Origin of the sequence: Nocardiopsis valliformis DSM 45023 (genome assembly GCF_000340985.1) — a bacterium.
In the GTDB taxonomy this organism is placed as follows: Bacteria; Actinomycetota; Actinomycetes; order Streptosporangiales; family Streptosporangiaceae; genus Nocardiopsis; species Nocardiopsis exhalans.
This window is the reverse complement of the sequence record NZ_ANAZ01000004.1, coordinates 56,515-78,296: the sequence shown is the minus strand read 5'-3', so window position 1 is coordinate 78,296 and position 21,782 is coordinate 56,515. Positions and strand designations below refer to the sequence as shown.

20 protein-coding genes are annotated in these 21,782 nt (G+C 70.5%); 6 read left to right on the top strand and 14 right to left on the bottom strand.

What is annotated here, in order from left to right:
• Positions 1-94: 94 nt before the first annotated feature.
• From D457_RS0105005 to D457_RS0104995, 3 genes are all read right to left on the bottom strand, one after another.
• The gene (locus D457_RS0105005) at positions 95-1,780 is read right to left on the bottom strand and encodes a ribonuclease J (RefSeq protein ID WP_017579548.1); all 1,686 of its coding nucleotides are present in this window, start codon (positions 1,778-1,780) and stop codon (positions 95-97) included.
• Entirely contained in the window at positions 1,777-2,748 is a 972-nt protein-coding gene (gene dapA, locus D457_RS0105000; RefSeq protein ID WP_017579547.1) for a 4-hydroxy-tetrahydrodipicolinate synthase, read from the bottom strand. Before dapA ends, D457_RS0105005 begins: the two co-directional genes overlap by 4 nt.
• A 420-nt stretch (positions 2,749-3,168) precedes the next feature.
• On the bottom strand, positions 3,169-3,549 hold the full coding sequence (locus D457_RS0104995) for a phage holin family protein (RefSeq protein WP_017579546.1): 381 nt from the start codon (positions 3,547-3,549) through the stop codon (positions 3,169-3,171).
• 115 nt (positions 3,550-3,664) lie between these two features.
• On the opposite strand from D457_RS0104995, the gene D457_RS0104990 reads away from it, so the two are divergent.
• The 5 genes from D457_RS0104990 (at position 3,665) to D457_RS0104970 (ending at position 8,172) form a co-directional block, all read left to right on the top strand.
• On the top strand, positions 3,665-4,219 hold the full coding sequence (locus tag D457_RS0104990; protein WP_017579545.1) for a GNAT family N-acetyltransferase: 555 nt from the start codon (positions 3,665-3,667) through the stop codon (positions 4,217-4,219).
• Positions 4,220-4,348: 129 nt separating this feature from the next.
• The gene (locus tag D457_RS0104985) at positions 4,349-5,221 is read left to right on the top strand and encodes a 1,4-dihydroxy-2-naphthoate polyprenyltransferase (RefSeq protein ID WP_026116340.1); all 873 of its coding nucleotides are present in this window, start codon (positions 4,349-4,351) and stop codon (positions 5,219-5,221) included.
• A 66-nt stretch (positions 5,222-5,287) separates the two neighbouring features.
• Positions 5,288-6,838, top strand: a complete 1,551-nt coding sequence (locus D457_RS33990; protein WP_051072869.1) for a serine/threonine-protein kinase — start codon at positions 5,288-5,290, stop codon at positions 6,836-6,838.
• Between the two features lie 85 nt (positions 6,839-6,923).
• Positions 6,924-7,418 carry an NUDIX domain-containing protein gene (locus D457_RS0104975; RefSeq protein WP_017579543.1) on the top strand — a complete coding sequence of 165 codons (495 nt, stop codon included), beginning with the start codon at positions 6,924-6,926 and terminating at the stop codon, positions 7,416-7,418.
• A 67-nt stretch (positions 7,419-7,485) separates the two neighbouring features.
• Positions 7,486-8,172 (top strand): class I SAM-dependent DNA methyltransferase, encoded by a 687-nt coding sequence (locus D457_RS0104970; RefSeq protein WP_017579542.1) that lies wholly within the window; start codon positions 7,486-7,488, stop codon positions 8,170-8,172.
• A gap of 85 nt (positions 8,173-8,257) precedes the next feature.
• Here D457_RS0104970 and dapB read toward each other — a convergent pair whose 3' ends face one another.
• The gene (dapB, locus tag D457_RS0104965) at positions 8,258-9,001 is read right to left on the bottom strand and encodes a 4-hydroxy-tetrahydrodipicolinate reductase (RefSeq protein WP_083926675.1); all 744 of its coding nucleotides are present in this window, start codon (positions 8,999-9,001) and stop codon (positions 8,258-8,260) included.
• A 69-nt stretch (positions 9,002-9,070) separates the two neighbouring features.
• Between dapB and D457_RS0104960 the strand changes: the two genes are divergently transcribed.
• A complete protein-coding gene (locus D457_RS0104960) occupies positions 9,071-9,775 on the top strand; it encodes a VIT1/CCC1 transporter family protein (RefSeq protein WP_017579540.1) in 705 nt (234 codons plus the stop codon).
• A 25-nt stretch (positions 9,776-9,800) separates the two neighbouring features.
• On the opposite strand, the gene egtD is transcribed toward D457_RS0104960, so the two are convergent.
• The 10 genes from egtD to D457_RS0104910 all read right to left on the bottom strand — a co-directional run bounded on the left by egtD (position 9,801) and on the right by D457_RS0104910 (position 21,602).
• The gene (egtD, locus tag D457_RS0104955) at positions 9,801-10,772 is read right to left on the bottom strand and encodes an L-histidine N(alpha)-methyltransferase (protein ID WP_017579539.1); all 972 of its coding nucleotides are present in this window, start codon (positions 10,770-10,772) and stop codon (positions 9,801-9,803) included.
• 92 nt (positions 10,773-10,864) lie between these two features.
• Complete coding sequence (gene egtC, locus D457_RS0104950) at positions 10,865-11,644, bottom strand: ergothioneine biosynthesis protein EgtC (RefSeq protein ID WP_017579538.1); 780 nt, start codon at positions 11,642-11,644, stop codon at positions 10,865-10,867.
• Entirely contained in the window at positions 11,644-12,990 is a 1,347-nt protein-coding gene (gene egtB / locus D457_RS0104945) for an ergothioneine biosynthesis protein EgtB (protein WP_017579537.1), read from the bottom strand. The genes egtC and egtB overlap by 1 nt, the downstream gene beginning before the upstream one ends.
• Positions 12,990-14,282: an ergothioneine biosynthesis glutamate--cysteine ligase EgtA gene (gene egtA / locus D457_RS0104940; RefSeq protein ID WP_017579536.1), complete on the bottom strand. Its 1,293-nt coding sequence runs from the start codon at positions 14,280-14,282 to the stop codon at positions 12,990-12,992. Before egtA ends, egtB begins: the two co-directional genes overlap by 1 nt.
• A gap of 213 nt (positions 14,283-14,495) precedes the next feature.
• The gene (locus tag D457_RS0104935) at positions 14,496-15,446 is read right to left on the bottom strand and encodes an arylamine N-acetyltransferase family protein (RefSeq protein ID WP_017579535.1); all 951 of its coding nucleotides are present in this window, start codon (positions 15,444-15,446) and stop codon (positions 14,496-14,498) included.
• Between the two features lie 106 nt (positions 15,447-15,552).
• Positions 15,553-16,653, bottom strand: a complete 1,101-nt coding sequence (locus D457_RS0104930; RefSeq protein WP_017579534.1) for an ABC transporter ATP-binding protein — start codon at positions 16,651-16,653, stop codon at positions 15,553-15,555.
• Complete coding sequence (locus D457_RS0104925; RefSeq protein WP_017579533.1) at positions 16,650-17,702, bottom strand: ABC transporter ATP-binding protein; 1,053 nt, start codon at positions 17,700-17,702, stop codon at positions 16,650-16,652. The genes D457_RS0104930 and D457_RS0104925 overlap by 4 nt, the downstream gene beginning before the upstream one ends.
• Positions 17,699-18,691, bottom strand: a complete 993-nt coding sequence (locus D457_RS0104920; protein ID WP_017579532.1) for an ABC transporter permease — start codon at positions 18,689-18,691, stop codon at positions 17,699-17,701. The genes D457_RS0104925 and D457_RS0104920 overlap by 4 nt, the downstream gene beginning before the upstream one ends.
• Positions 18,688-19,758, bottom strand: a complete 1,071-nt coding sequence (locus D457_RS0104915; protein WP_017579531.1) for an ABC transporter permease — start codon at positions 19,756-19,758, stop codon at positions 18,688-18,690. The genes D457_RS0104920 and D457_RS0104915 overlap by 4 nt, the downstream gene beginning before the upstream one ends.
• A complete protein-coding gene (locus D457_RS0104910; protein WP_017579530.1) occupies positions 19,755-21,602 on the bottom strand; it encodes an ABC transporter substrate-binding protein in 1,848 nt (615 codons plus the stop codon). Before D457_RS0104910 ends, D457_RS0104915 begins: the two co-directional genes overlap by 4 nt.
• Positions 21,603-21,782: the final 180 nt, after the last annotated feature.

Genomic DNA, 21,782 nt, shown 5'->3' with positions numbered 1-21,782 from the left:
TTCGGGCGACGGGTGGGAGGAGGTCCAAAGGGTTACAGCCGAACGGCCCGGGAGCGCGGGGTGCGCTCCGGGCCGTTCAACGATTCGTGTCCGGTCAGACCTCGACCAGGACGGGGATGATCATGGGACGGCGACGGTAGGTCTCGTTGACCCAGCGTCCCGTGCTGCGGCGGATGAGCTGGCGCAGCTGGTGCGGGTCGTTGACCCCGTCGGCGGCCGCCTTGTCCAGGGCGTCCTGGAGCTTGTCGACGACGTCGTCGTAGGCGTCACCGCTGATCCCCGCGCCCCGGGTGTGGATCTCGGGCTCACCCAGGATCTTGCCGGAGTTGGAGTCCACCGCCACGACGACGGAGATGAAGCCCTCCTCGCCGAGGATGCGGCGGTCCTTGAGGGAGGCCTCGGTGACGTCGCCCACCGAGGAACCGTCCACGTAGACGTACCCGGCCTGCACTGCGCCGACGATCTTGGCGCGTCCCTTGTACAGGTCGACCACCACGCCGTCCTCGGCGATGACGATGCGGTCACTCGGCACACCTGTGAGCTTGGCCAGGTCGGCGTGGGCGCGCATGTGCCGCCACTCCCCGTGCACCGGCATGAAGTTGCGCGGGCGCACCATGTTGAGCACGTAGAGCAGCTCACCGGCGGAGGCGTGGCCGGACACGTGCACGAGTGCGTTGCCCTTGTGCACGACCTTGGCGCCCCAGCGGGTCAGACCGTTGATGACCCGGTTGACCGAGTTCTCGTTGCCCGGGATGAGCGACGAGGCGAGCAGGATGGTGTCGCCCTCCTCGATGCGGATCTGGTGGTCCCGGTTGGCCATGCGGCTCAGCGCCGCCATGGGCTCGCCCTGGGAGCCCGTGCACACCATGAGCACCTTGTCCGGGGCCAGCTTGTCGAGCTGCTTGACGTCGACGATGGTGTCGCCGGGGATGCTCAGGTAGCCGAGGTCGCGCGCGATGTTCATGTTGCGGACCATGGAGCGGCCGACGAAGGCGATCTTGCGGCCGTGGCGTACCGCGGCGTCGATCACCTGCTGGACCCTGTGCACGTGCGAGGCGAAACAGGCCACCACGACGCGCTTCTCAGACTGGCGGAAGACCTTGTCGATCGCCTCGGTCAGGTTGCGCTCGTTGACGACGAACCCGGGCTGTTCGGCGTTGGTGGAGTCTGACAGCAGCAGGTCGACGCCCTCGTCCCCGAATCGGGCGAACCCGGCGAGGTCGGTGAGGCGGTTGTCCAGCGGCAGCTGGTCCATCTTGAAGTCGCCGGTGTGCAGCAACGACCCGGCGGGGGTGCGGATACCCACGGCCAGCGCGTCCGGGATGGAGTGGTTGACCGCGAAGAACTCGAGGTTGAAGGGGCCGAAGTCGTGTCGCTCCCCCTCCTCGACCAGGACGGTCTCCGGCTTGATGCGGTGCTCGCCCAGCTTGGCGCTGATCAGCGCCAGGGTGAGCTTGGAGCCGACGATCGGGATGTCGACCCGCTCGCGCAGCAGGAACGGCACACCGCCGATGTGGTCCTCGTGCCCGTGGGTGAGCACGATGGCCTCGATGTCGTCCAGGCGGTCCCGGATGTAGTCGAAGTCCGGCAGGATCAGGTCGACGCCGGGCTGCTCCTCCTCGGGGAAGAGCACGCCGCAGTCGACGATGAGCAGACGGCCGTCGTACTCGAAGACCGTCATGTTGCGGCCGATCTCGCCGAGCCCGCCGAGCGGGACGACGCGAAGGGCGCCCTTGCCCAGGGGCGGGGGCGGGCCGAGTTCGGGGTGCGGGTGACTCATACGGAACCCTCCGTGAGACGTTCGACGCGCACGGCGCTCGCGGGCACGGCCTGGTGCGGGGCGAGCCCGATCGGACCCTTGACCCCGGCGGCGGCCAGGTCCTCGCGCAGGAGTGCCTGAAGCTCGGACGAGGCGTCGGCGAGCGGGGTGCGGACCGGGCCGGAGGGCAGGCCGAAGAGATTGAGGACGGCCTTGGTCGTGATGACGCCCTGGGTACGGAACATGCCGGTGTAGACCGGGGTGAGGCGGCGGTGGATGGCCAGCGCCTGGCCGACCTCACCGGCCTCGAAGGCATCGATCATGTCCTTGAGGTCGCTGCCGACGATGTGGCCGACGACGCTCACGAAACCGGCCGCGCCGACCGACAGCAGCGGCAGGTTCAGGATGTCGGTGCCGCAGTAGTAGGCCAGGTCGGTGCGCTCCATGACCCAGGAGCTGGCGCCGACGTTGTCCTTGGCGTCCTTGTTGGCGACGATGCGCGGGTGCTCGGCCAGCCGGACCAGGGTCTCGGAGGCGATCGGTGTCCCGGTGCGGTGCGGGATGTCGTAGAGCATGACCGGCAGGTCGGTGGTGTCGGCGATCTCGGTGAAGTGCCGGATCAGCCCCTCCTGCGGGGGCTTGTTGTAGTAGGGCGTGACGGCCAGCAGACCGTGCGCGCCCGCCTTCTCGGCGGCCTTGGCCAGCCTGACGCTGTGGCGGGTGTCGTTGGTGCCGACCCCCGCGACGATCTGGGCGCGGTCGCCGACGGCCTCGACCACCGTGCGCAGCAGGCGGTCCTTCTCGTCGTCGCTGGTCGTGGGCGACTCACCGGTCGTGCCACTGATGATCAGGCCGTCGTTGTGCTGCTCGTCCACCAGGTAGGTGGCGAGTCGGGCGGCGCCGTCGTAGTCGAGTTCCCCGTCCTCGAGCATCGGGGTGACCATCGCGGTCAGCATCTTGCCGAACGGGCGGTTCTTGGTGTCCACCATCGTGATGTGAAAGGCTCTCGGGCCCCTGGCCGGGAAGGCGTCAGGGCCCTCGTGTGCCCCTCCTCCTCTCCATGTGCGTGAGAAACAAGCGGTGCGTCCCGTGCCGGGTGCTTTCCTCCGTACACGGGTGAAGACGGCGCTGGGCGTCCGTCACCGCGTCCGGCGAACACATGTGCCGGACGCGGGAAAGTCTGTGTGCTCCCCGCGCACATGGGAGTACGTGGGAGCGTGCCCGGTTCGATCCCCGTCCTCGCTGGTCGAGGTGAGGAACCGCACCGGCAGGGGTGAAGCCCATTGAGCCTATGCGCCCGACAGGGTCCCTGGAGATGTGAACCTACCCGCACCGGGCCCGCGCCACGCGGGCGGGGCCCGGTATCACCGCAGTTGGGAGTTGTTGGGCGGGGATAATTCGAACGTCGCTCAGCTGTCCTTCTTGTCCGGAAGGAACATGCTGACCACCCAGCTCACGATGGTGACGACGATGGCGCCCCAGAAAGCGGGCCAGAAGCCGTCCACGTGGAAGGGGAGCTCGAACAGCCCGGCGATCCACTCCGTGAGCAGGAACAGCAGTGCGTTCACCACCAGCCCGATCAGCCCCAGAGTCAGGGCGTAGAACAGGCAGCCGACCGTTTTGACGATCGGTTTGATGACCGCGTTCACCACGCCGAAGATCGCACCGACCACGAGGAAGGTGATGACCTGACTGGTGGTGTCCTGCGTCGAAACGTCGATTCCGTCGACGAGGAGGACAGCGACCCAAAGGGCCAGCGCGTTCGCGATAACTCTGATAATGAGGCTCACAACGTAGATGTTCCCATGCCGGTGCAAGGTCCGGAAACTCCGGCGTGGGTGATCTTGTCGTGCCGCGTGTCCCGTCCCGGGTACGCAGCCCTGAAAGCAACCGAGAGGCCCCTTCGTGTCCAGTGCACAGTTCGTCCGTCCCGCCCGTGCAACCGACGTGGACACGGTGGTGGACCTCCAGGTCGCGTCATGGCGTTCGGTGTACGGGGAACTGTTGCCCGACGAGGTGAGGGAAGGGCTCTCCGGGGAGGAGGCTCGGGGGCAGTTCCATGAGCAGTGGACGGCGGCCCTGGAGTCACCACCCACCTCCAAACACCGGCTCGTGGTGGCCACCGACGAGGACGGGGGCGTGCGGACGGTGGTCGGGTTCGCCGCCTTCGGTCCGGCCGGAGACCCGGACCTGTGGCCGGCCAAGGACGCCGAGGTGTTCGCCCTGCACGTGGACCCGGAGAGGGTCCGGCAGGGGCACGGCAGCCGCCTGGTGAACTCCTGCGTGGACCACCTGGTGGAGGCCGGGTTCGGGACGGTGCACGTATGGGTGCCGGAGGAGGACAACGCGCTGCGCGCCTTCTTCGAGGCCTCGGGGTGGCGCGCGGATGGCGCCCGGCGGGAGATCGACATGGGTCGGCTGTTGCCGATGGTGCGGCTGCACGCGGCCATCTCGGAGTAGTTCGAAACGGTTCCGCTGGTTGGGCCGGGCAGGCGAATTCGGCCGGGTGGCGGCCAGGCACTACCGTTGGGTAGTTGTCCGGGCGCGCCCCTCGGTGTGCCCACCATCTCGAAACTGGAGGACCGGCGCGTGGCCACGGTCAGTGAATGGGTCTCGGGGCTGCGCCCCCGCACGCTTCCGAACTCGGTCGTCCCGGTGGCGGTCGGTACCGCGCTGGCCTTCTCCCTAGACGGGTTCGTGTGGTGGAAGGCGCTGCTGGCCCTGGTGGTGTCCATGGCGCTCCAGGTCGGCGTGAACTTCGCCAACGACTACAGCGACGGGGTCAAGGGCACCGACACCGAGGAGCGCACCGGCCCCACCCGGCTGACAGCCTCCGGGCTGGCCACGCCCCGGCAGGTCCTGGCCGCGGCGCTGGGGAGCTTCGCCTTCGCCGGACTGGTCGGCCTGGTGCTGGTGGCGACCACCTCGTGGTGGCTGCTGCTGATCGGCGTGGCCGCGATCGCCGCCGCCTGGTACTACACCGGCGGCAGGACCCCGTACGGCTACCGCGGCCTGGGCGAGGTCTCGGTCTTCGTGTTCTTCGGCGTGGTGGCCGTGGTGGGCACGGTGTTCGTGCAGATGGAGTCGCTGCCCTGGCAGGCCTGGGTGGCCTCCGTCCCGGTGGGGCTGTTGTCCTGCTCGGTGCTGGTGATCAACAACCTGCGCGACATCCCCACCGACAGCGAGACCGGCAAGATCACCCTGGCCGTCCGCCTGGGCGAGACGGGGACCCGCCGCCTCTTCGCAGGGATGATCATCGCTTCCTTCCTGGTGGCCCTCGTGCTGACCTCGGTGTCCTGGTGGGTGCCGCTGATCCTGCTCTCGCTCCCCCTGGCCGTCCCCCCGCTCCGCCGGGTGCTCGGCGGCCAGGTCGGCCGCGACCTGGTTCTGGGCCTGGGCGAGACCGGCAAACTCCAGATGGCCTTCGGTCTGCTGTTCTCGATCGCCCTCGCCCTGGGATAGACGACCGGTCTGTTGCTAGGCTCGTCCACCGTTCGGCCCCTCCCCAACCCCCCTGGAAGGGCGGCCATGACGAGCAGCGCCAACAACAACCCCCGTGTGGTGGCGGACCGGTACGAGATCCGCGGTCAACTCGGGCGCGGCGGCATGGGAGCGGTCTGGTACTCCTGGGACCGTGTCCTGGGGCGCGAAGTCGCGCTCAAGGAGATGATCCTGCCGCCGGGAACCCCCGAGGAGCAGCGGTCCACCTTCCACGCGAGGATGCGGCGCGAGGCCCGGTCCGCGGGGCGCCTGGCCGACGCACCCGGTGTGGTGACCGTGCACGACATCCTCGACGTCGACGGCGACCCCTGGGTGGTCATGCAACTGGTCCGGGGGCGCTCCCTGCGCGAGGAGGTCGCCCGGCACGGCCCTGTGCCGGTGGCGGAGGCGGCGCGGATCGCTCAGGCGGTCCTGGAGGCCCTGCGGTCCGCGCACGCCCGGGGGATCGTCCACCGCGACGTCAAACCCGGGAACATCATGCTGGCCGACGACGGCCGAGTACTGCTGGCCGACTTCGGGATCGCGACCATCGCGGGCGAGGACGAGGTGACCAGGGACGGGTCCCGGATGGGTTCGGCCCCGTACATGGCACCGGAACGGCTTCGCGGCCGGGGCCCCGCGGAGCCCCCGTCGGATCTGTGGGCGCTGGGCGCGGCCCTGTACACCGTGGTGGAGGGCCGGCACCCGTTCCTGCGGGACGAGGTCGGCCAGACCATCGCGGCGGTGCTCTCGGAGCCCGCTCCGCCGCCGACCCGGGCCGGTGCCCTCGCCCCGCTCATCACCGCCCTGCTGGAGCACGACCCGGGCCAGCGCCCCACCGCCGAGTCCGCCCTGGCGTTGCTGCGGGGCGACCAAGGGCCCATGGAGGCGCCGACCCGTCGGGCGGATCCCGGACCGCCCCCGCAGGACCAGGGAAGGGGGCCAGCGGCCGTTGGGGGATCCGGCCGCCGCGGCCGGACCCTGATCGCGGTCGGGGCCGCGGTCGCAGCGCTCGTACTCGTCACGGCCCTGGGCGCGTACCTGCTCTCTCCCGACAGGCTCTCCGTCGAATACGACAGGTACTCCGCGGACGGCTTCCTGGTCGACTACCCACGGGGTTGGGAGCAGGAGGTCCGCGGCGACGAACCACACGCCCTGAGCGACTGGGGGTCGGTGTCCTTCGTTCCGCCGGAGGAAACGGAGGAGTTCCCGGAGACCCTGATGTCCGCCGGCTGGTACTCCGACCCCGAACACGAGGACGTCGTCACCGAGTCCCTGGAGGAGTGGGAGGCGGCCATGGACGAGTTGGACATGTCCGACCGCACCCAACGGATGCTGGATGCCGACGACTTCACCGACCTCCCGCGTTCCTGGGACGCGACGGTTTTCGAGGACACCTACACGGGCTTCGAGAACACCGCCCTCAACATGGACTGGGACCAGGACCCGGACCGGTTCACCATCGCACTCCAGATCCACGTGAACGACGGGGAGGGCACCACCGCGTACTGGATCGCCTGGTACGGGCCACAGAGCGAACGCCGCGCCTACGACGACGTCATCCGCGACACCATCGCGTCGTTCACCCCGCGCGAGTGAACCACGCTTCCTCCCAGCCTCGGAGCCCTCCCCCGTATTCACAGCAGGTCCAGGAATTTCCTATCAGCGGCTTAGGATCGACGGCGTGAGCTATCAGAGCGACGAGGAGTTCTTCGCGAACCTGCCCGCGACCCGAGGAGCGGCGGGCGGGCTCATCCGTTCGGGAACAGGCGATGTGCTTCTGGTGCGGCGCGTGTACGCGCCCGAGGAGCCCTGGGGGATCCCCGGCGGGATGATGGAGGCCGAGGAGTCCCCGCTGACCGCCTGCCGCAGGGAGATCGCCGAGGAGCTGGGCGTGACCGCGCATGTGCTCGCCCTGCTGGTGGTCGACTGGGTGCCGGCCCAGCCGCCCCGCACCACCGCCTGCCAGTGGCTGTTCCGTGTCGACACCGACTCCACCGACTTCCGCCTGCAGCCCGACGAGCTCTCCGGCTGGAAGTGGGTCCCGCCCGCCGAACTCCCCGAACACCTGCCCGCGCGCGTCGCCCGGCGGATGCTCGCGGCGGTCGCAGCGGACGATGACAGGAGCGGACCCGTCTACCTGGAGCACGGACACGCCGTCCTGCCTGGGCTTACCTGAGGCACTACGCCGGAGCACCTGCCGCCGGTTACGATGCCTGCCCCGCCAACGTCCCCCTTGGAGAACCGTGCCGAGCGATCACCCCACCGACCCCAGCGAGCTAGCCCCCGACCCGGCGGCCTGGGCCGAACGCAACGCCCGTCAGGCGGATGCGTTCGACACGATCGGAGAACGCTATGACGAGGCCTTTCCCAACAAGGAAGGCCAGGAGGACTGTGTCCGCAGACTGCTGAGCCTGCTGCCGCCGGGCGCCCAGGTGCTGGACCTGGGTTCGGGCACCGGCCTGCCCACCGCCCGCCAGCTGGCCGGTGCTGGTGCCCGGGTGACCGGCTTCGAGATCTCCGAGCGCATGCTCGAACTGGCCCGCCACAACGTCCCGGAGGCCGAGTTCCGCCAGGCCGACATCGTCGACCTCGACCCGGCGGAGGAGTCCTACGACGCCATCGTCGCCTTCTTCTCCCTGTTGTGCCTGCCGAAGGAACGGATCCCCGAGGCCCTGGGCCGGGTACGCGCCTCCCTGGTCCCCGGCGGCCTGCTGTGCCTGTCCATGGTCGAGGCCGACCTCGACGACGTGCCCATCCCCTTCCTCGGAACCGAGATCCGGGTGTCCGGATACCCACGGGACCAACTGCGCTCCGTAGTGGAGAAGGCGGGTCTGGTCATCGAGGACGAACGGGTGGTCAGCTTCCACCCCAAGGACGAGGGGGCCCACCCCGAGGTACAGGTCTTCCTCACCTGCCGCCGGGGCGCGTAACCGCCCCAGCCACCGAAGCACTGAGGCTGCCGAGATGACAGAGGGGACCGTCCGCGCGGACGGTCCCCTCTTCGTGTACTGAGCGCTAGTCGAGGCCGAGCAGGGGCTCCAGACCCAGGGTGAGGGGCTCGGGCAGGTCCGCGGTCTTACGGATGCCGAGCAGGACACCGGGCATGAACGAGGCCCGGGTCATGGAGTCGTGGCGGAGCTTGAGGGTCTCGCCGTCGGTGCCGAACACCACTTCCTGGTGGGCGATGAGGCCCTGGATGCGCAGGGCGTGCACGCGGACGCCCTCGACGTCGGCGCCGCGGGCCCCGGGGATCTCCGAGGTGGTGGCGTCGGGCATCGGCGCGGTCCCGGCCTCGCGACGGGCCTCGGCGACCAGCTCAGCGGTGCGGTAGGCGGTCCCGCTGGGGGCGTCGGCCTTGTTGGGGTGGTGCAGCTCGATGATCTCCGTGGAGTCGAAGTAGGGCGCGGCCTTCTTCGCGAAATGCATCATGAGCACGGCAGCGATGCCGAAGTTGGGTGCGATGAGCACCTTCGCACCCGGTTTGGCGGCCTGGAGAGCGCGCACCCGCGCCAGGCGGGTCTCGTCGAAACCACTCGTCCCGACGACGGCGTGGATCCCGTGGCCGATCAGCCATTCGAGGTTGTCCATCACCACGTCGGGGTGCGTGAAGTCGACGACGTAGTCCGCCCCCAGCACCGCGTCACGGTCGTCGGCGCTGTCCACGCCCGCGACGAGTTCCATGTCGTCGGCGGCCTGAACCGCTTTGACGACCTCTGATCCCACGCGCCCATCGGCGCCGAAAACTCCTACCTTGAACACGGAACGAGCGTATCGGAGTCAGGCACGGTGAGAGGTCCCGGGTCGGGTCACGCGTGTCATCCTGGCCCCATGGAACAGAACCCGGAGCAGTCACAGAAGCGGTTGGGTTCGCTGTTGAACAGGCTGCGCGCGGCCGTGCTGGGCGCCAATGACGGGATCATCTCCACAGCGGGGCTCGTGGTGGGTGTGACGGGCGCGACCCCGCACCGGGAGACGCTCCTGATCGCGGGGGTGGCCGGAACCGTGGCGGGCGCGCTGTCCATGGCGGCGGGCGAGTACGTGTCCGTGAGCACCCAGCGGGACGCGGAGAGGGCCGCGATCGCCAAGGAGCAGCGGCAGCTGGCCGAGGACCCCGAGGGCGAATTGGAGGAGCTCGCCGGGATGTACCGGGCGCGCGGAATCAGCGAGGAGCTGTCCCACAGAGTCGCCCGGGAGCTCACCGACCACGACGCCCTGCGCGCGCATGTGGAGGTGGAGCTGGGTCTGAACCGCTACCGGGTCAACCCCTGGCAGGCCGCCTTCGCCAGCATGTTCTCCTTCCTGCTCGGAGCGTCGATCCCGCTGTCCGCCATGCTGCTGAGCTCTGACGTCTGGCGGCTGCCGGTGACCGTGGTCGCGGTGCTGGCGGCCACCGGCCTGCTGGGCGCGGTCAGTGCCCGCATGGGCGGCGCCCTGCCAGCCCGGAGCGCACTGCGCTGCGTGCTCGGCGGGTCCTTCGCGATGCTGGTCACCTACCTGATCGGCTCACTGATCGGCTCCGCAGCGGGGCTCTGATTCTCTGAAACCCCCTGCGCCGAACTCAACGGGCCGTGGCGAGGGTCAGTGCGAAATCACCCGCCGAGTCGGTCCACCAGTGGGTGAGGTCGAACCCGGCCGCGTCGAGTTCGGCGGTCAGCCCCTCCTTGCGGAACTTCGCGGAGATCTCGGTCCGCATCTCCTCCCCCGCCGCGAAGTCCACCTCCAGGTCCAGGTCTGCCACCCGCACGTGCTGGGCGGTGCGGGCGCGCAGCCGCATCTCGATCCACTCGCACTCGGCGTTCCACACCGCCCGGTGCTCGAAGGCCGCCGGGTTGAAGTCGCCGCCCAGCTGCCGGTTGATCACCGACAGCACGTTGCGGTTGAACTCCGCGGTGACCCCCTGGGCGTCGTCGTAGGCGGCGACCAGCCGGGCGGGGTCCTTGACCAGGTCGGCGCCGAGCAGCAGGGAGTCTCCCGGGTGCAGCACCCCGTGGATGTCCTTCAGGAAGGTCGCGCGCGGCCCGGGCTCCTGGTTGCCGATGGTGGAGCCGAGCACCGCCAGCAGCTGACAGCCGCTCTCGCTGACCGGCAGCAGCCCGAGGTGGTGCTCGAAGTCGCCGACCACCGCGTGCACGTACAGGCCCGGGTAGTCGTTGACGACCGGGCGGGCGGAGGACTCCAGGAACTCCCCGCTCACGTCCACCGGGACGAAGCGGACGAGGTCGCCCTGGCGGCGCATGGCGTCCAGGAGCAGCCGTGTCTTGACCCCGGCCCCGGAGCCGAGCTCGATCAGGGCGACGGCCCCGGCGGCCACCGCGATCTCGTCCGCCCGCGCCTCCAGGATGGAGCGTTCGGAGCGGGTCGGGTAGTACTCGGGAAGCCGTGTGATGTCCTCGAAGAGCCCGCTGCCGCGTTCGTCGTAGAACCACTTGGGCGGGAGTCGTTTGGGCCGTGCGGTGAGCCCTTCGGCAACGTCGGCGCGCAGGGCTTTGTCGAGTTCATCGGCGGTCAGGTTGCGGTCGATCCGGAACATGGTGCCTCCTGTGTTCCTTACGGATGTACCCGGGGCGGGGTGAAACCAGTGGGGGCGCGGGTCGGAGAGATCGGGGAGATCTTGAGCATCGTTCAGCCGATGGGGAGGATCTCGGTGTGCTCGCGGGTGGCCACCACCACCGAGTGGTCAGGGACCTGCCGCCAGCCGCGCCCGTCGTCGAAGGGCTCCGAGGCCAACCAGGTCCCTTCCCCCTCGGGCCCCGCACGCCGCAGGGTGTAGAGGGTGTCCCCGGCCGCCGTCCCGACGATCACCTCTCCGTCGCTGGCCAGCAGGTTGTACCGGCCGTCGGAGTGCTCCCGGGCGTGCCGGACCACCGCCGCCAGGGTTCCCACCAGATCGCCGGAGGAGCGCCACAGCCGCACCGTGTGCGCGAACAGCGGCGCCGAATCCACCGGGGCCCGGGCGTCCAGGGCGCCCGGGGGCGGCGGCGAGGCCAGCCCTGCCACCAGGGCCTCGTCGTCCTTGGCCGCCCCGTTATGGCTGAACAGCAGGCGGTCGGCGCGGAAAGGCTGGGCCCCGGACTCCTCTGACCCGAACCCCACCGTGGCGTCCCGCACCGCCGCGACCACGCAACCCGAGCTGATCGCTCTCGCGGCGTCCGCGAAGGAGGCGTCGCCCCAGATCGGCATCGCCCGGCGGTACCGCAGCGGCTCCGGAGTTTCGGACACGTCCGCGTTCCCTGTCCGATGCCCCTCGGTCGGATACCAGCCCACGCCGAAACCGTCGGCGTTCACGGTGCCGTGCCGCTGTTGGCGGGGCGCCCAGGACTGGACGTGCAGCGAGTGGGGCGCCGCGTACAGCAGCTCGTGCACCGTACGCGGCGGCCCCAGGTAGGCCAGGTGCCGGCACATCAGGCGTGCTCCTCATCGCGTGCGCAGCGGAACCCGCTGAAGATCTGCCGCCGGATCGGGTGGTCCCAGTTACGGAAGGTGGACCGGACCGCCGTGGGGTGGGTGGCCCAGGACCCGCCGCGCAGCACCTTGTAACCGTCGTCGAAGAAGACCTCCGAGTACTCGCGGTAGGGGAACGGGGCGAACCCGGGGTAGCCGTGGAAGGTGGTGGAGGTCCACTCCCACACGTCACCGATCAGTTGGCGCACTCCCAGCGGGGAGGCGCCGTCGGGGTGGCTGCCGACCGGGTGCGGGCCCAGCGCCCGCTGGCCGAGGTTGGCGTGCCGGCCCGCGGGCTCCTCGTCGCCCCAAGGGAAGCGCCGCGAACGCCCACTCACCGGGTCGAAGCGGGCGGCCTTCTCCCACTCGGCCTCGGTCGGCAACCGCTTGCCCGCCCAGCGCGCGTAGGCCTCGGCCTCGTGGAAGGACACATGCTGGACCGGCTGGTCCGGCGGCACGTCCTCGTGGCGGCCGAAGCGGCGCCGGGTCCAGCCGGCGCCCTCCCTGCTCCAGAAGGCGGGGGCCACGGCGTCGCGCCGCCGGCACCACTCCCAGCCCGACCCGCTCCACCAGCGCGGGTCCCGATAGCCGCCGTCCTCGACGAACTCCAGGTAGGCGGCGTTGGTGACCGGGTCGGTGTCGATCCAGTAGGCGGGCAGGTCCACGGTGTGGGCACGGCGCTCGTTGTCGTAAGACCAGGGGTCGTCGTCGGTACCCATGGTGAACGGTCCGGCCGGGACCAGGACCTCCCCGGCCGTCGGCGGCCCTGCCACCTCGGGCGGGCCTTCCTCTTCCAGGAGCACGGGTGCACCCTTGCGCAGCTGGTGGGTGGCGAGCATGGTCTCGTCGTGCATGTGTTCGTGCTGGATCACCATGTGGAAGACGAACCCCGCTTCCAACAGGGAGCGCTCCCCACCGGCCTCCCGGGGCTCGGGCAGCCTGCCCAAGTCCGCCGAGTCCAGCGTGTCCAGGACCTCCCGGCGCACCTGGTCGTTGTACTCGCGGGCCTCCTCCGGCCGCAGCAGCGGCAGGGTGACCCGGTCGGCCCGGGGGTTCTCGAAGGCGTCGTAGAGGCCGTCGATGTCCGGGCGCAGCGCCTCGCGCCCGCCCGCGGCGCGCAGCAGCCACTGCTCCTCGTAGTTGCCGATGTGCGCCAGGTCCCAGACCAGCGGGGACATCAGCGGGGAGTGCTGGGCGAGCAGCTCGGCCTCGTCGAGGGTGTCCAGGGTGAGGCCGTTGCTGCGCCGCCTGCTGCGGTCCAGCTCGGCAGCGATGCGCTCCTTGGCGCGTTCCTGCTCGTGGCCCATCACGAACCTCCCCCGAGTCCTGAGCCGTGCACGGCCATGGCACTGCGCTCATCGGCCTGGCGCGGTGCCGGAACCAACGCCCCGAGGGCGTCGTCCGCCGGGCACAGCCCGCGCCGGACGTACCGCTGCGCGTAGGCATCCACCAGCTGGGCAAGCTCGGCCGCGCCCATCCGGGGCAGCGCCTCCGTAGCCGCCTCGAAGCACACCCGCGCGCAGGCGGCGATCTCCTCGTCGACCGGGCCCAGCCGGGCCGAGCGCAGCCACAACGTGGGATCGGGGACCGCGCCCCGGCACAGCCGCTCGGTGGCCTCCTCGGCCACGGCGCGGGCGCGGTGGTCGTCGGTCAGAGCGGCGGCGAGCGCCACCGGGACCGGCCACCACTGCAGCGGCAGGGCGTCGATCATGCGCAGTTCCCACCAGCCGCGCGGTCGCACTGGCGGAAAGAGCGTGGTCAGGTGCAGCTCCAGGTCGGCGAGGGTGAACGGGCGCGGCCCGTCTCCGGCGACCCAGTCGGCCAGGGTGATCCCCGGGTCGGCGGCCCACTGCCCGCCGCCGCCCGGAATCTCGGGGATCGCCAGCACGTTGGCGGCCAGGGCGTACTCGGCCCAGGCGGTGGCAGGGTCCCGGTCCGTGTGCGGTTCCAGGACCGGTCTGGTGCGGGTGCCGTCAGTGGCGGCCCAGATCGCCCAGCGGGTAGACTTCCAACCGGTGGGCCGACCGCGCCACACGGCGGAGTTGGCGAAGGCCGCCACCAGGACGGGGCCGAGCCGGTGCACGAGTTCCCAGCGGGCGCGCGCGTCGGCGGCGTCGGCCCCGGTGTCCAGGCAGACCTGGAGTGAGGCGGTGCTGCACATCATGGTGTGGCCGCTGGGGTGCCGGTGGTTGGCGAAGAAGCGCTCCATGGCCGCGTAGCGGGGCAGCCGGAGCTGGCGGACGGGGGGCCGTACGGGGTCGAGCGCGGTCTCGGCCAGGTACAGTCCGGCGTCGGCGAGGGTCTTGCGGATGTGGTCCAGGTCCCGGGCGAGCGCCTCGTGCGCTCGGGCGGGTCCGGGGAGGGCGGCCGAGCTGAGCTCGATCTGGCCGCCGGGTTCGAAGGTGATCCGGCTTCCCGCGGGCGGGGGGCCACAGGCCTCCAGCAGCTCCGCGAGGCGGTCGACGGTGACGGGTGTGGTGGGTTGTTCGGGGTCGGTGACGAGCCATTCGGTCTCGGCCCCGACCTTTCCTGGGGGTCCGGTCTTGAAACAGACACCGTTGATGTACTCGTGAACGTCTGCCGTGGTCATCTGCACCATGGGCTGCCCCCTCGGAGTTTCGCCCCACAGATCCTGCCCAACCGCGCACGACGGCGAACGTGTGTGATCACCCCAAATCCTCGCGACCGGCGCGGGGCCGGCGGGCGGGCGCGCCCCACCCGGAGGACACACCCGCTGGCGTTGGCGTTCACGCCCGGACTCCCCCGAACATCAGCCCAAACGTGACCACCATCACATTAACCCTTCGCCGAATCAGGTGGCCAGGAAGCCCTTCACCCTGTCCTCGATGACCGCCTGTTCCTCCTGGTCAAGGCCGATGTCGAACACCTCCCGCAACACCGGCACCACCTCTCCCAGGGACAACTCCCGCACCTCCCCGGTGCCGTCGACCCGCTCCACGGTCAGGGTCGTGTTGGTCAGCGCGTACCGGGTCCCGCCCACCGTCCGCGCGACCATCAACCGGTTTCCGAAGGGCGAACGCGGGTGGGTCGTCAGGTAGTGGCTAAAGATGCCGTAGTCCTGCGCAAGGTTCCCGGCGGTGGTGAAGGCGTACAGGTTCTGCCAGCGCTGTCCGTCGAACCCGCGCAGCAGCCAGTCCTCCTCTCCCACCTCCGAGATCCGGTCCAGGCGCAGGTTCCAGCCGCCCTGGGAGACCTGGTGGCCGTCCGTGAACGAGAAGGGTTCCACCAGCCCGCCGCCGCCGAACCCGACGTCGGCCAGCCAGGGCTCGCCATCGACCTCCACCCGTAGCAGGGCGTGGGTGGAGGGCCGAGGTCGGCCGTCCCCGCCCATCAGCACCCGGGCGCTGAACGCGGTCAGGGTGAAGCCGAGCCGGTCCAGGACGGCGGCGAGCAGGAGATTCTGTTCGTAGCAGTAGCCGCCCCGGCGCCGACGGACCATCTTGTCCGTCAGGGCGGGGACGTCGAGCAGGACCGGGCGGCCCAGCAGCAGGTTCAGGTTCTCGAACGGGATGGCCGCCAGGTGGGCGCGGTGCACGGCGGTGAGGGTGTCCAGGGTGGGCGGAAGGTCGTCGGAAAGCCTGTCGGAAAGGCCCACCCGGGCCAGGTAGGCGTCCAGGTCGAGGTCACCGCCGTGCCAGAAGTCGCGTTCGGTGAAGACCTGTTCGGGAGCGGGCGCCCGTCCGGGCGGTGCGGCCGGAACGGGCTCGGAGGTAGCTGCGGAGGAGTGTTCGTCGGTCGACATGCCCGTGCCAACCAAGCCCTCCCCGCCACTGTTCCGGTCCCCGGAGAGATTCCCCCGGCCGCAACCGGCCGGGGGAATCAGGTGTGGAGCGGGAGAAGCTGGAGACTTACGTGGTGACGGGCCCGGACGGAGGCCCCGCCGGGCGCAGGCGGCCGGTGCCGTCCTCGGCCGCCCAGTGGCAGGCGACCCTGCGTTCGGCTCCCCCGCCCAAGATCGCCGGGTCCACGGTGGTGCACAGGTCCGCCACCCCGGCCCGCTCAGCCTCGCCGGAGGCCAGCACCGGGCAGCGCGGGTGGAACCGGCAGCCCGACGGCACCTGTTTGGGGTCCGGCGGCTCGCCCGAGAGCACCACGGGCCCCTCCGCCACCCCCGAGTCGGGCAGTACCGACAGCAGCGCCCGTGTGTAGGGATGGGCGGGCTCGGCGAGGACCTCCTCCACGGTGCCCAGCTCCACCACCCGGCCCAGGTACATCACGGCGACCCGGTCGGCGATGTTCCACGCCAGTCCGAGGTCGTGCGTGGCCACCAGTGCGGACAGCCCGAGTTCCGCGCGCAGCTCCAGCAGCAGCCGCAGGATCTCACCGCGCACCGAGGCGTCCAGCGACGCCACCGGCTCGTCGGCCACCAGCACCTCGGGGTCCAGGACCAGGGCCCCGGCGATCACCACGCGCTGGCGCTGCCCGCCGGAGAGCTCGTGCGGGTAGCGGGTGAAGAACCGCTCCGGCGGGCGCAGCCCGGCCTGGGACAGCGCCTTGCCCACCCGCTCGGACTCGTCCGCGGTGGTGCCCTCGTGGATGCGCAGCCCCTCCACCACGGCCTCGTAGACGGTGCGGCGGGGGTTGAGCGAACCCATCGGGTCCTGCTGCACGAGCTGGACCCGGCGCCGGTAGGAGCGCAGGTCGCGGGAGCGGTAGCCGAGCGGCGCCCCCTCAAAAACCACCCTGCCGCCGGTGGGCCGCTCCAGGCCGAGCAGCGCACGGGCCAGGGTGGTCTTCCCACAGCCGGACTCCCCGACCAGCGCGACGATCTCCCCCGCCGCCACATCCAGGTTGACCCCGTCCACCGCGCGCGCGGTGCCGCGTCCGCCGCCCGGGGCGAACCCGGCGGCGAAGGCCACCTCCACCCCGTCCGCGCGCAGGATCGGCTCGACGGCCCCCGCCGATTCGGGGGCGGAGGCAGGCTGTCGTGAGTCGGTGTCGGCGCTCAACGGCTCGTCTCCTCTGCACTACTGCTGCTGCCACTGCTGCTGCTCCGGCCCTGCTCGGCGGCCTCCGCGCCCGGACCCACGTGCACGCAGGCGGCGTGCCGGTCCGAGTCACCGTTCCGGTCGGGGCGGAGCGGCCACAGCGGCGGGTCCACCGCGGCGCACACCGTCTCCACCACCGCGCAGCGCGGCCGGAACACGCAACCCGAAGGCGGGTTCGCCGGGTCCGGCGGGTCACCGGGCAGTCCTCGGGGCGCCAGCCGCGAGGCCGGGTCGCCGATCTTGGGGAAGGCCGCGCTGAGCGCGCTCGCGTAGGGGTGCGCGGGCTCGTGCACCACCTGTTTGGCGGGCCCCTGCTCGACGATCCGCCCCGCGTACATCACTGCGACCCGGTCGCAGGTGGCCGCCAGCACGGACAGGTCGTGGCTGATCATCAGCATGCCGATGCCGGTTTCCTCGACCAGCCGCTCCAGTAGGTTCAGGATCTGGGCCTGGATCATCACGTCCAGGGCGGTGGTCGCCTCGTCCGCGATGATCAGGCGCGGCTCGCAGGCCAGTGCCATCGCGATCATCACCCGTTGACGCTGGCCCCCGGACAGCTGGTGGGGGTAGTCCTGCCGACGTGAGGCGGGCAGGCCCACCTGTTCGAGGAGTTCGGCCACCCGCGCGCCGACCTGGTCCGGCTTAGCGAGTTCGTGGATGAGCAGGGGCTCAGCGATCTGGTCACCGATCCGCTTGACCGGGTTGAGCGAGTGCATGGCGCCCTGGAAGACCACCGAGGCACCCACCCAGCGCACGGCGCGCAGACGGCCCCACTTCATCTGGAGGACGTCCTCGCCCTCCAGCATGATCTGGCCGGTGACCTTGGCGTTGGCGGGCAACAGCCGCAGCAGCGCCAGGGCCACCGTGGACTTTCCGCTGCCGGACTCCCCCGCGACCCCGAGGGTGTCGCCGGGGTTCAGGGACAGGTCCACCCCGCGCACGGCGGGGACGTCGCCCACGCTGCCGGAGTAGGTGACGTGCAGGTTCCTGACGTCGAGAAGGCTGGTCAACTCTGCCCCCTGAGCCGTGGGTTGATGACGGACTCGACCGCGCGTCCGCACAGGGTGAAGGAGAGCGCGACCACGGCGATCGCGAGGCCCGGCGGAATCATGTACCACCAGATCCCGGCGCTGATCGCTCCGGCGGTGCGGGCCGCCTCGAGGATGCCGCCCCAGGAGATGGTGGTGGGATCACCCATGCCGAGGAAGGCCAGGGTGGACTCGGCGATGATGGAGGTGGCCACCAGCAGCGTGGTCTGGGCGAGTACCACCGGCATGACGTTGGGCAGGACGTGCCAGCCCATCACGTGCGCGTGGCCGCCGCCCAGGGCGCGGGCGCGCTCCACGTAGGGGCGGGCCTCCACAGCCAGGGTCTGGGCGCGCACTAGGCGTGCGGTGGGCGGCCAGACGGTGAGGCCGATCGCGATGATGATCGTGCCGGTACCGCGCGGCAGGACGGCGGCCAGGGCCACCGCCAGGACCAGGGTGGGCAGGACCAGGAACCAGTCGGTGATCCGCATGAGCACCGTGGACACGACCCGGCCGCCGAGGCCGCCGGAGGAACCGAAGTGCCCGGCGGTGACGCCCACCAGGGTTCCGAGGGTCACCGACACGAACGTGGCCAGCAGGCCGACCGTCAGCGAGACGCGCGCGCCCCAGATCACCAGGTCCAGGACCGAGCGGCCGAAGTTGTCCGTGCCCAGTGGGTACTGCCAGCTGGGCGGCTGGTAGGACTCGCCGGGCGCGCCGGTGATGGTCAGGTGGGCCTGGTCGATAAACAGCGGCGCGGTCAGGGCGAGCAGGCCGATGGTGAGCAGCGAGGCCAGGCCGAAGATCCCGGCCCGGTTGCGGGCGTAGTCGCGGGCGAAGCGGCGCAGGGCCTCACCGCGGCGCCTGCGCGCCAGCCTACGGGCGGAGAGCGCGCTGATCGGTGGCGAATCGTCGATCGTGGATTGGGTCTGGTGATGCTTTTCGGAGTTCGGGTCAACAGGTGTGCTCATGGGCGCACCCGAGGGTCGAGCAGCGGGTACACCAGGTCGGCCAGGAGGTTCATGAGGATCACCGAGGCCGCGAAGACCACGAACAGGCCCTGGACGAGGCCGAGGTCGGGGACGCGCAGGCCAGAGTAGAAGAGCTGGCCGAGGCCGGGCCAGGAGAACACCGTCTCCACGAGGATGACCCCGGACACAACCTGCCCGAGGTTGAGGAAGATGAGCGTCACGGTGGGCAGCAGGGCGTTGGGCACGGCGTGCCTGCGGCGGACCAGGGCGTCGCGCAGCCCCTTGGCGCGCGCCGTGGTCAGGTAGTCGGCGCCTTTCTCGTCCATGAGCGACGAACGCATGATCATCAGATACTGCGCGTAGATGACCGCGACCATCGTGATCACCGGCAGCACCATGTGCTGGGCGGTGCTCAGCACGGTGGGCAGTGTCCCGCTCACCCGGGGGTCGACCATGCCGCCGGTCGGGAACAGGCCAGGCATGAAGCCGCGCCCGGAGGCGAGCAGCACGATCAGCAGCAGACCGAGCCAGAATGTGGGCACCGACCAGAAGAACAGCGCCACCGCGGTGTTGGTCCGGTCCCCGCGTCCGCCCGGCTTCCACCCGGCTCGGGCGCCGAGGAACAGGCCCAGCAGAGCGGCGATGACCGTGCCGGTCCCGGCGAGCAGCAGGGTCGGGCCCAGGCGCTCCAGGATGAGGTCGACGACCGGTTCGCGGTACTGGAAGGAGATGCCCAAGTCCAGGCGGAGCAGACCGCCCGCGTAGTCGAGGAACTGCTGCCACAGGGGCTGGTCGAGGCCGAACTGGCGGCGCAGCTCCTCGCGTTGTTCGGCGGAGACCTCGCGACCCTCGGTCATGGCGCGGACGGGGTCGCCGGGCAGGATCCGGAAGAGGAAGAACCCGGCGACGATCACGGCGAACAGGGAGACCACGGCGGTGGTCAGGCGGCCGAGCACGTAGGTGACCACGCGCACCGCCCGGCCGGGCCCCCGGGGGCCCGCCGGGGCGGGGACGTCAGCCGTTCCCACCCCGGTTGGTTCGTCCGCCTCGGTGGGCGTGGTCGTCACTCGCGGTCCTCCACGGTGGAGCGTCGGCGGAAGAAGAAGAAAGCTCCGGCGGCCAGCAGGACGAGCACACCGGCGCCCACCCCGATGAGCACGCCGCTGGAGACGCCGCTGCCGCCGATACCGCCACCCCTGGCGGCACCCTCGGCGGGTTCGGCGGACCACCAGGCCCAGTAGCCGTCCTGGCCCCAGATGTTGCCGCCCTCGGCCGGCTCCAGCTGGATACTGGCGATGTGGTCGGTCCGGTAGGCCTCCATGATGTTCGGGTAGGTCAGGACGTTGACCACGGCCTCCCGGTAGAGGACCTCCTGGAGCTGGTGGATGATCTCGGCGCGGGCCTCGCGGTCGTACTCGGCCAGCTGGGCGGCGTAGAGGTCGTCGTACTCCTCGTCGCAGAAGTAGGCGTCGCCCTGCATGGTGCCCGGCTCGGTGGGCAGCGAGCCACAGGTGTGGATGCTGAACACATAGTCGGGGTCGGGGTTGACTGTCCACCCGGTGAAGATGAGGTCGTACTCGGCGTCGTAGAGGGCGTCGCTGAGGATGCCCGGGTCCACGGTCTGGTTGTCGATCTCGATGCCGATGTCGGCGAGGCGCTCGGCGATCACCTGTCCGGCCTGGACGTTGTCCGGGCGGTCGGCGTGCACGTGCATGCGCAGTTCGAGGCGGTCTCCGTCGGGCGAGACGCGCACGCCGTCGTCGCCCAGCTCGTAGCCCGCGTCGTCGAGCATCTCGTTGGCGGCGTCGGGGTCGAAGTCGAGGATGGCCTCGTCGCCCTCGGGGGCCCAGTGGAAGTCCGTGTAACGCGGCGGGATGTACCCGCCCGCGGCGACGGCCTGGCCGTTGGCGCCCTGCTGGACGATCTCGTCGTTGTCGATGCCCATGACGATGGCCTGGCGCAGGGTCAGGTCGCTCAGCGCGGGGTGCCCGTTGCCGAACTCCTCGCCGTCCTGGGTCTGGGCGCCCGGGTTGATGGTGAAGGCCTGGAACCGCTTGCCGTCGGCGATGTTCACGGCGACGTCGTCGAGCGTCTCCAGTGACGTGATCTGGGCGTCGGTGAGCTCGTAGACGAAGGAGACCTCACCGCTGCGCAGCGCCTCGACGGCGGCGTCCTTCTCCGAGTAGTAGCGGAAGTAGAGCTCGTCGAAACCGGGTGCGCCCCGCCAGTGGTCGGGGTTGGCCTCCAGGCGGATGTGCTCACCGCGGGAGTGCTCGGTGAGGACGAAGGGGCCGCTGCCCACGGTGGGGAACTCGTCGGCGGTGTAATCGGAGAAGGCGTCGCCCTCCTCTTCGATGATCGGCTCCCAGACGTGCTGGGGGACGATCGGCACCCGCAGCGACTCCATCGTGGCCTGGGGTTCGTCCAGTTCGATGACGAGGGTCGTGGGGTCCTCGGCCGTGACGCTCTCGAACCCGGCGACGTAGTTGCCGGAGGCGATCGCGGCGGCGTCGTTCTCCATGATCGTGTTGAACGTCCACGCCACGTCGTCGGCGGTGAGCTGCTCGCCGTCGGTGAAGTAGGCGTCGTCACGGATGTTGAACGTCCAGGTGAGGCCGTCCTCGGAGGCCTCCCAGGTCTCCGCGAGCGAGGCCTCGGGTTCACCGGTCTCTGGGTCCACCGTGGTGAGGCTGTCGTAGACGTGCCGGAGGATGTTGGTGGTGACCGCGAGCTGAGCGGTGAAGGGGTTGAAGGAGTCCACCTGCTGGGCGATGGCGACAGTCAGCGTGTTACCGCTCGCCTCGTCCGCAGCCGCGGGGACCGCCGTGAGGCCTCCGAGCAGGAGGAGCGCGCTACCGGACGCCGCCGCCCGCCGGAGAAGGGTGCCGGAGGGAGGATGTTGGGTTTTCATAACGGCCCCTGTCGGTTTCGTGGGGTTGGTGACCTGGGCCACCCGGGGGTTGGTTGGTTGTCTACCAACTCGCCGCGATGAGCGTCAATGTTCTTCGTAGCGAGGCGTGACATCGCAACACATTCGACTCCTGCCCTGGGAACACAGGCGTTTCATGGGGGTACTGTGCTTTATGGGAGT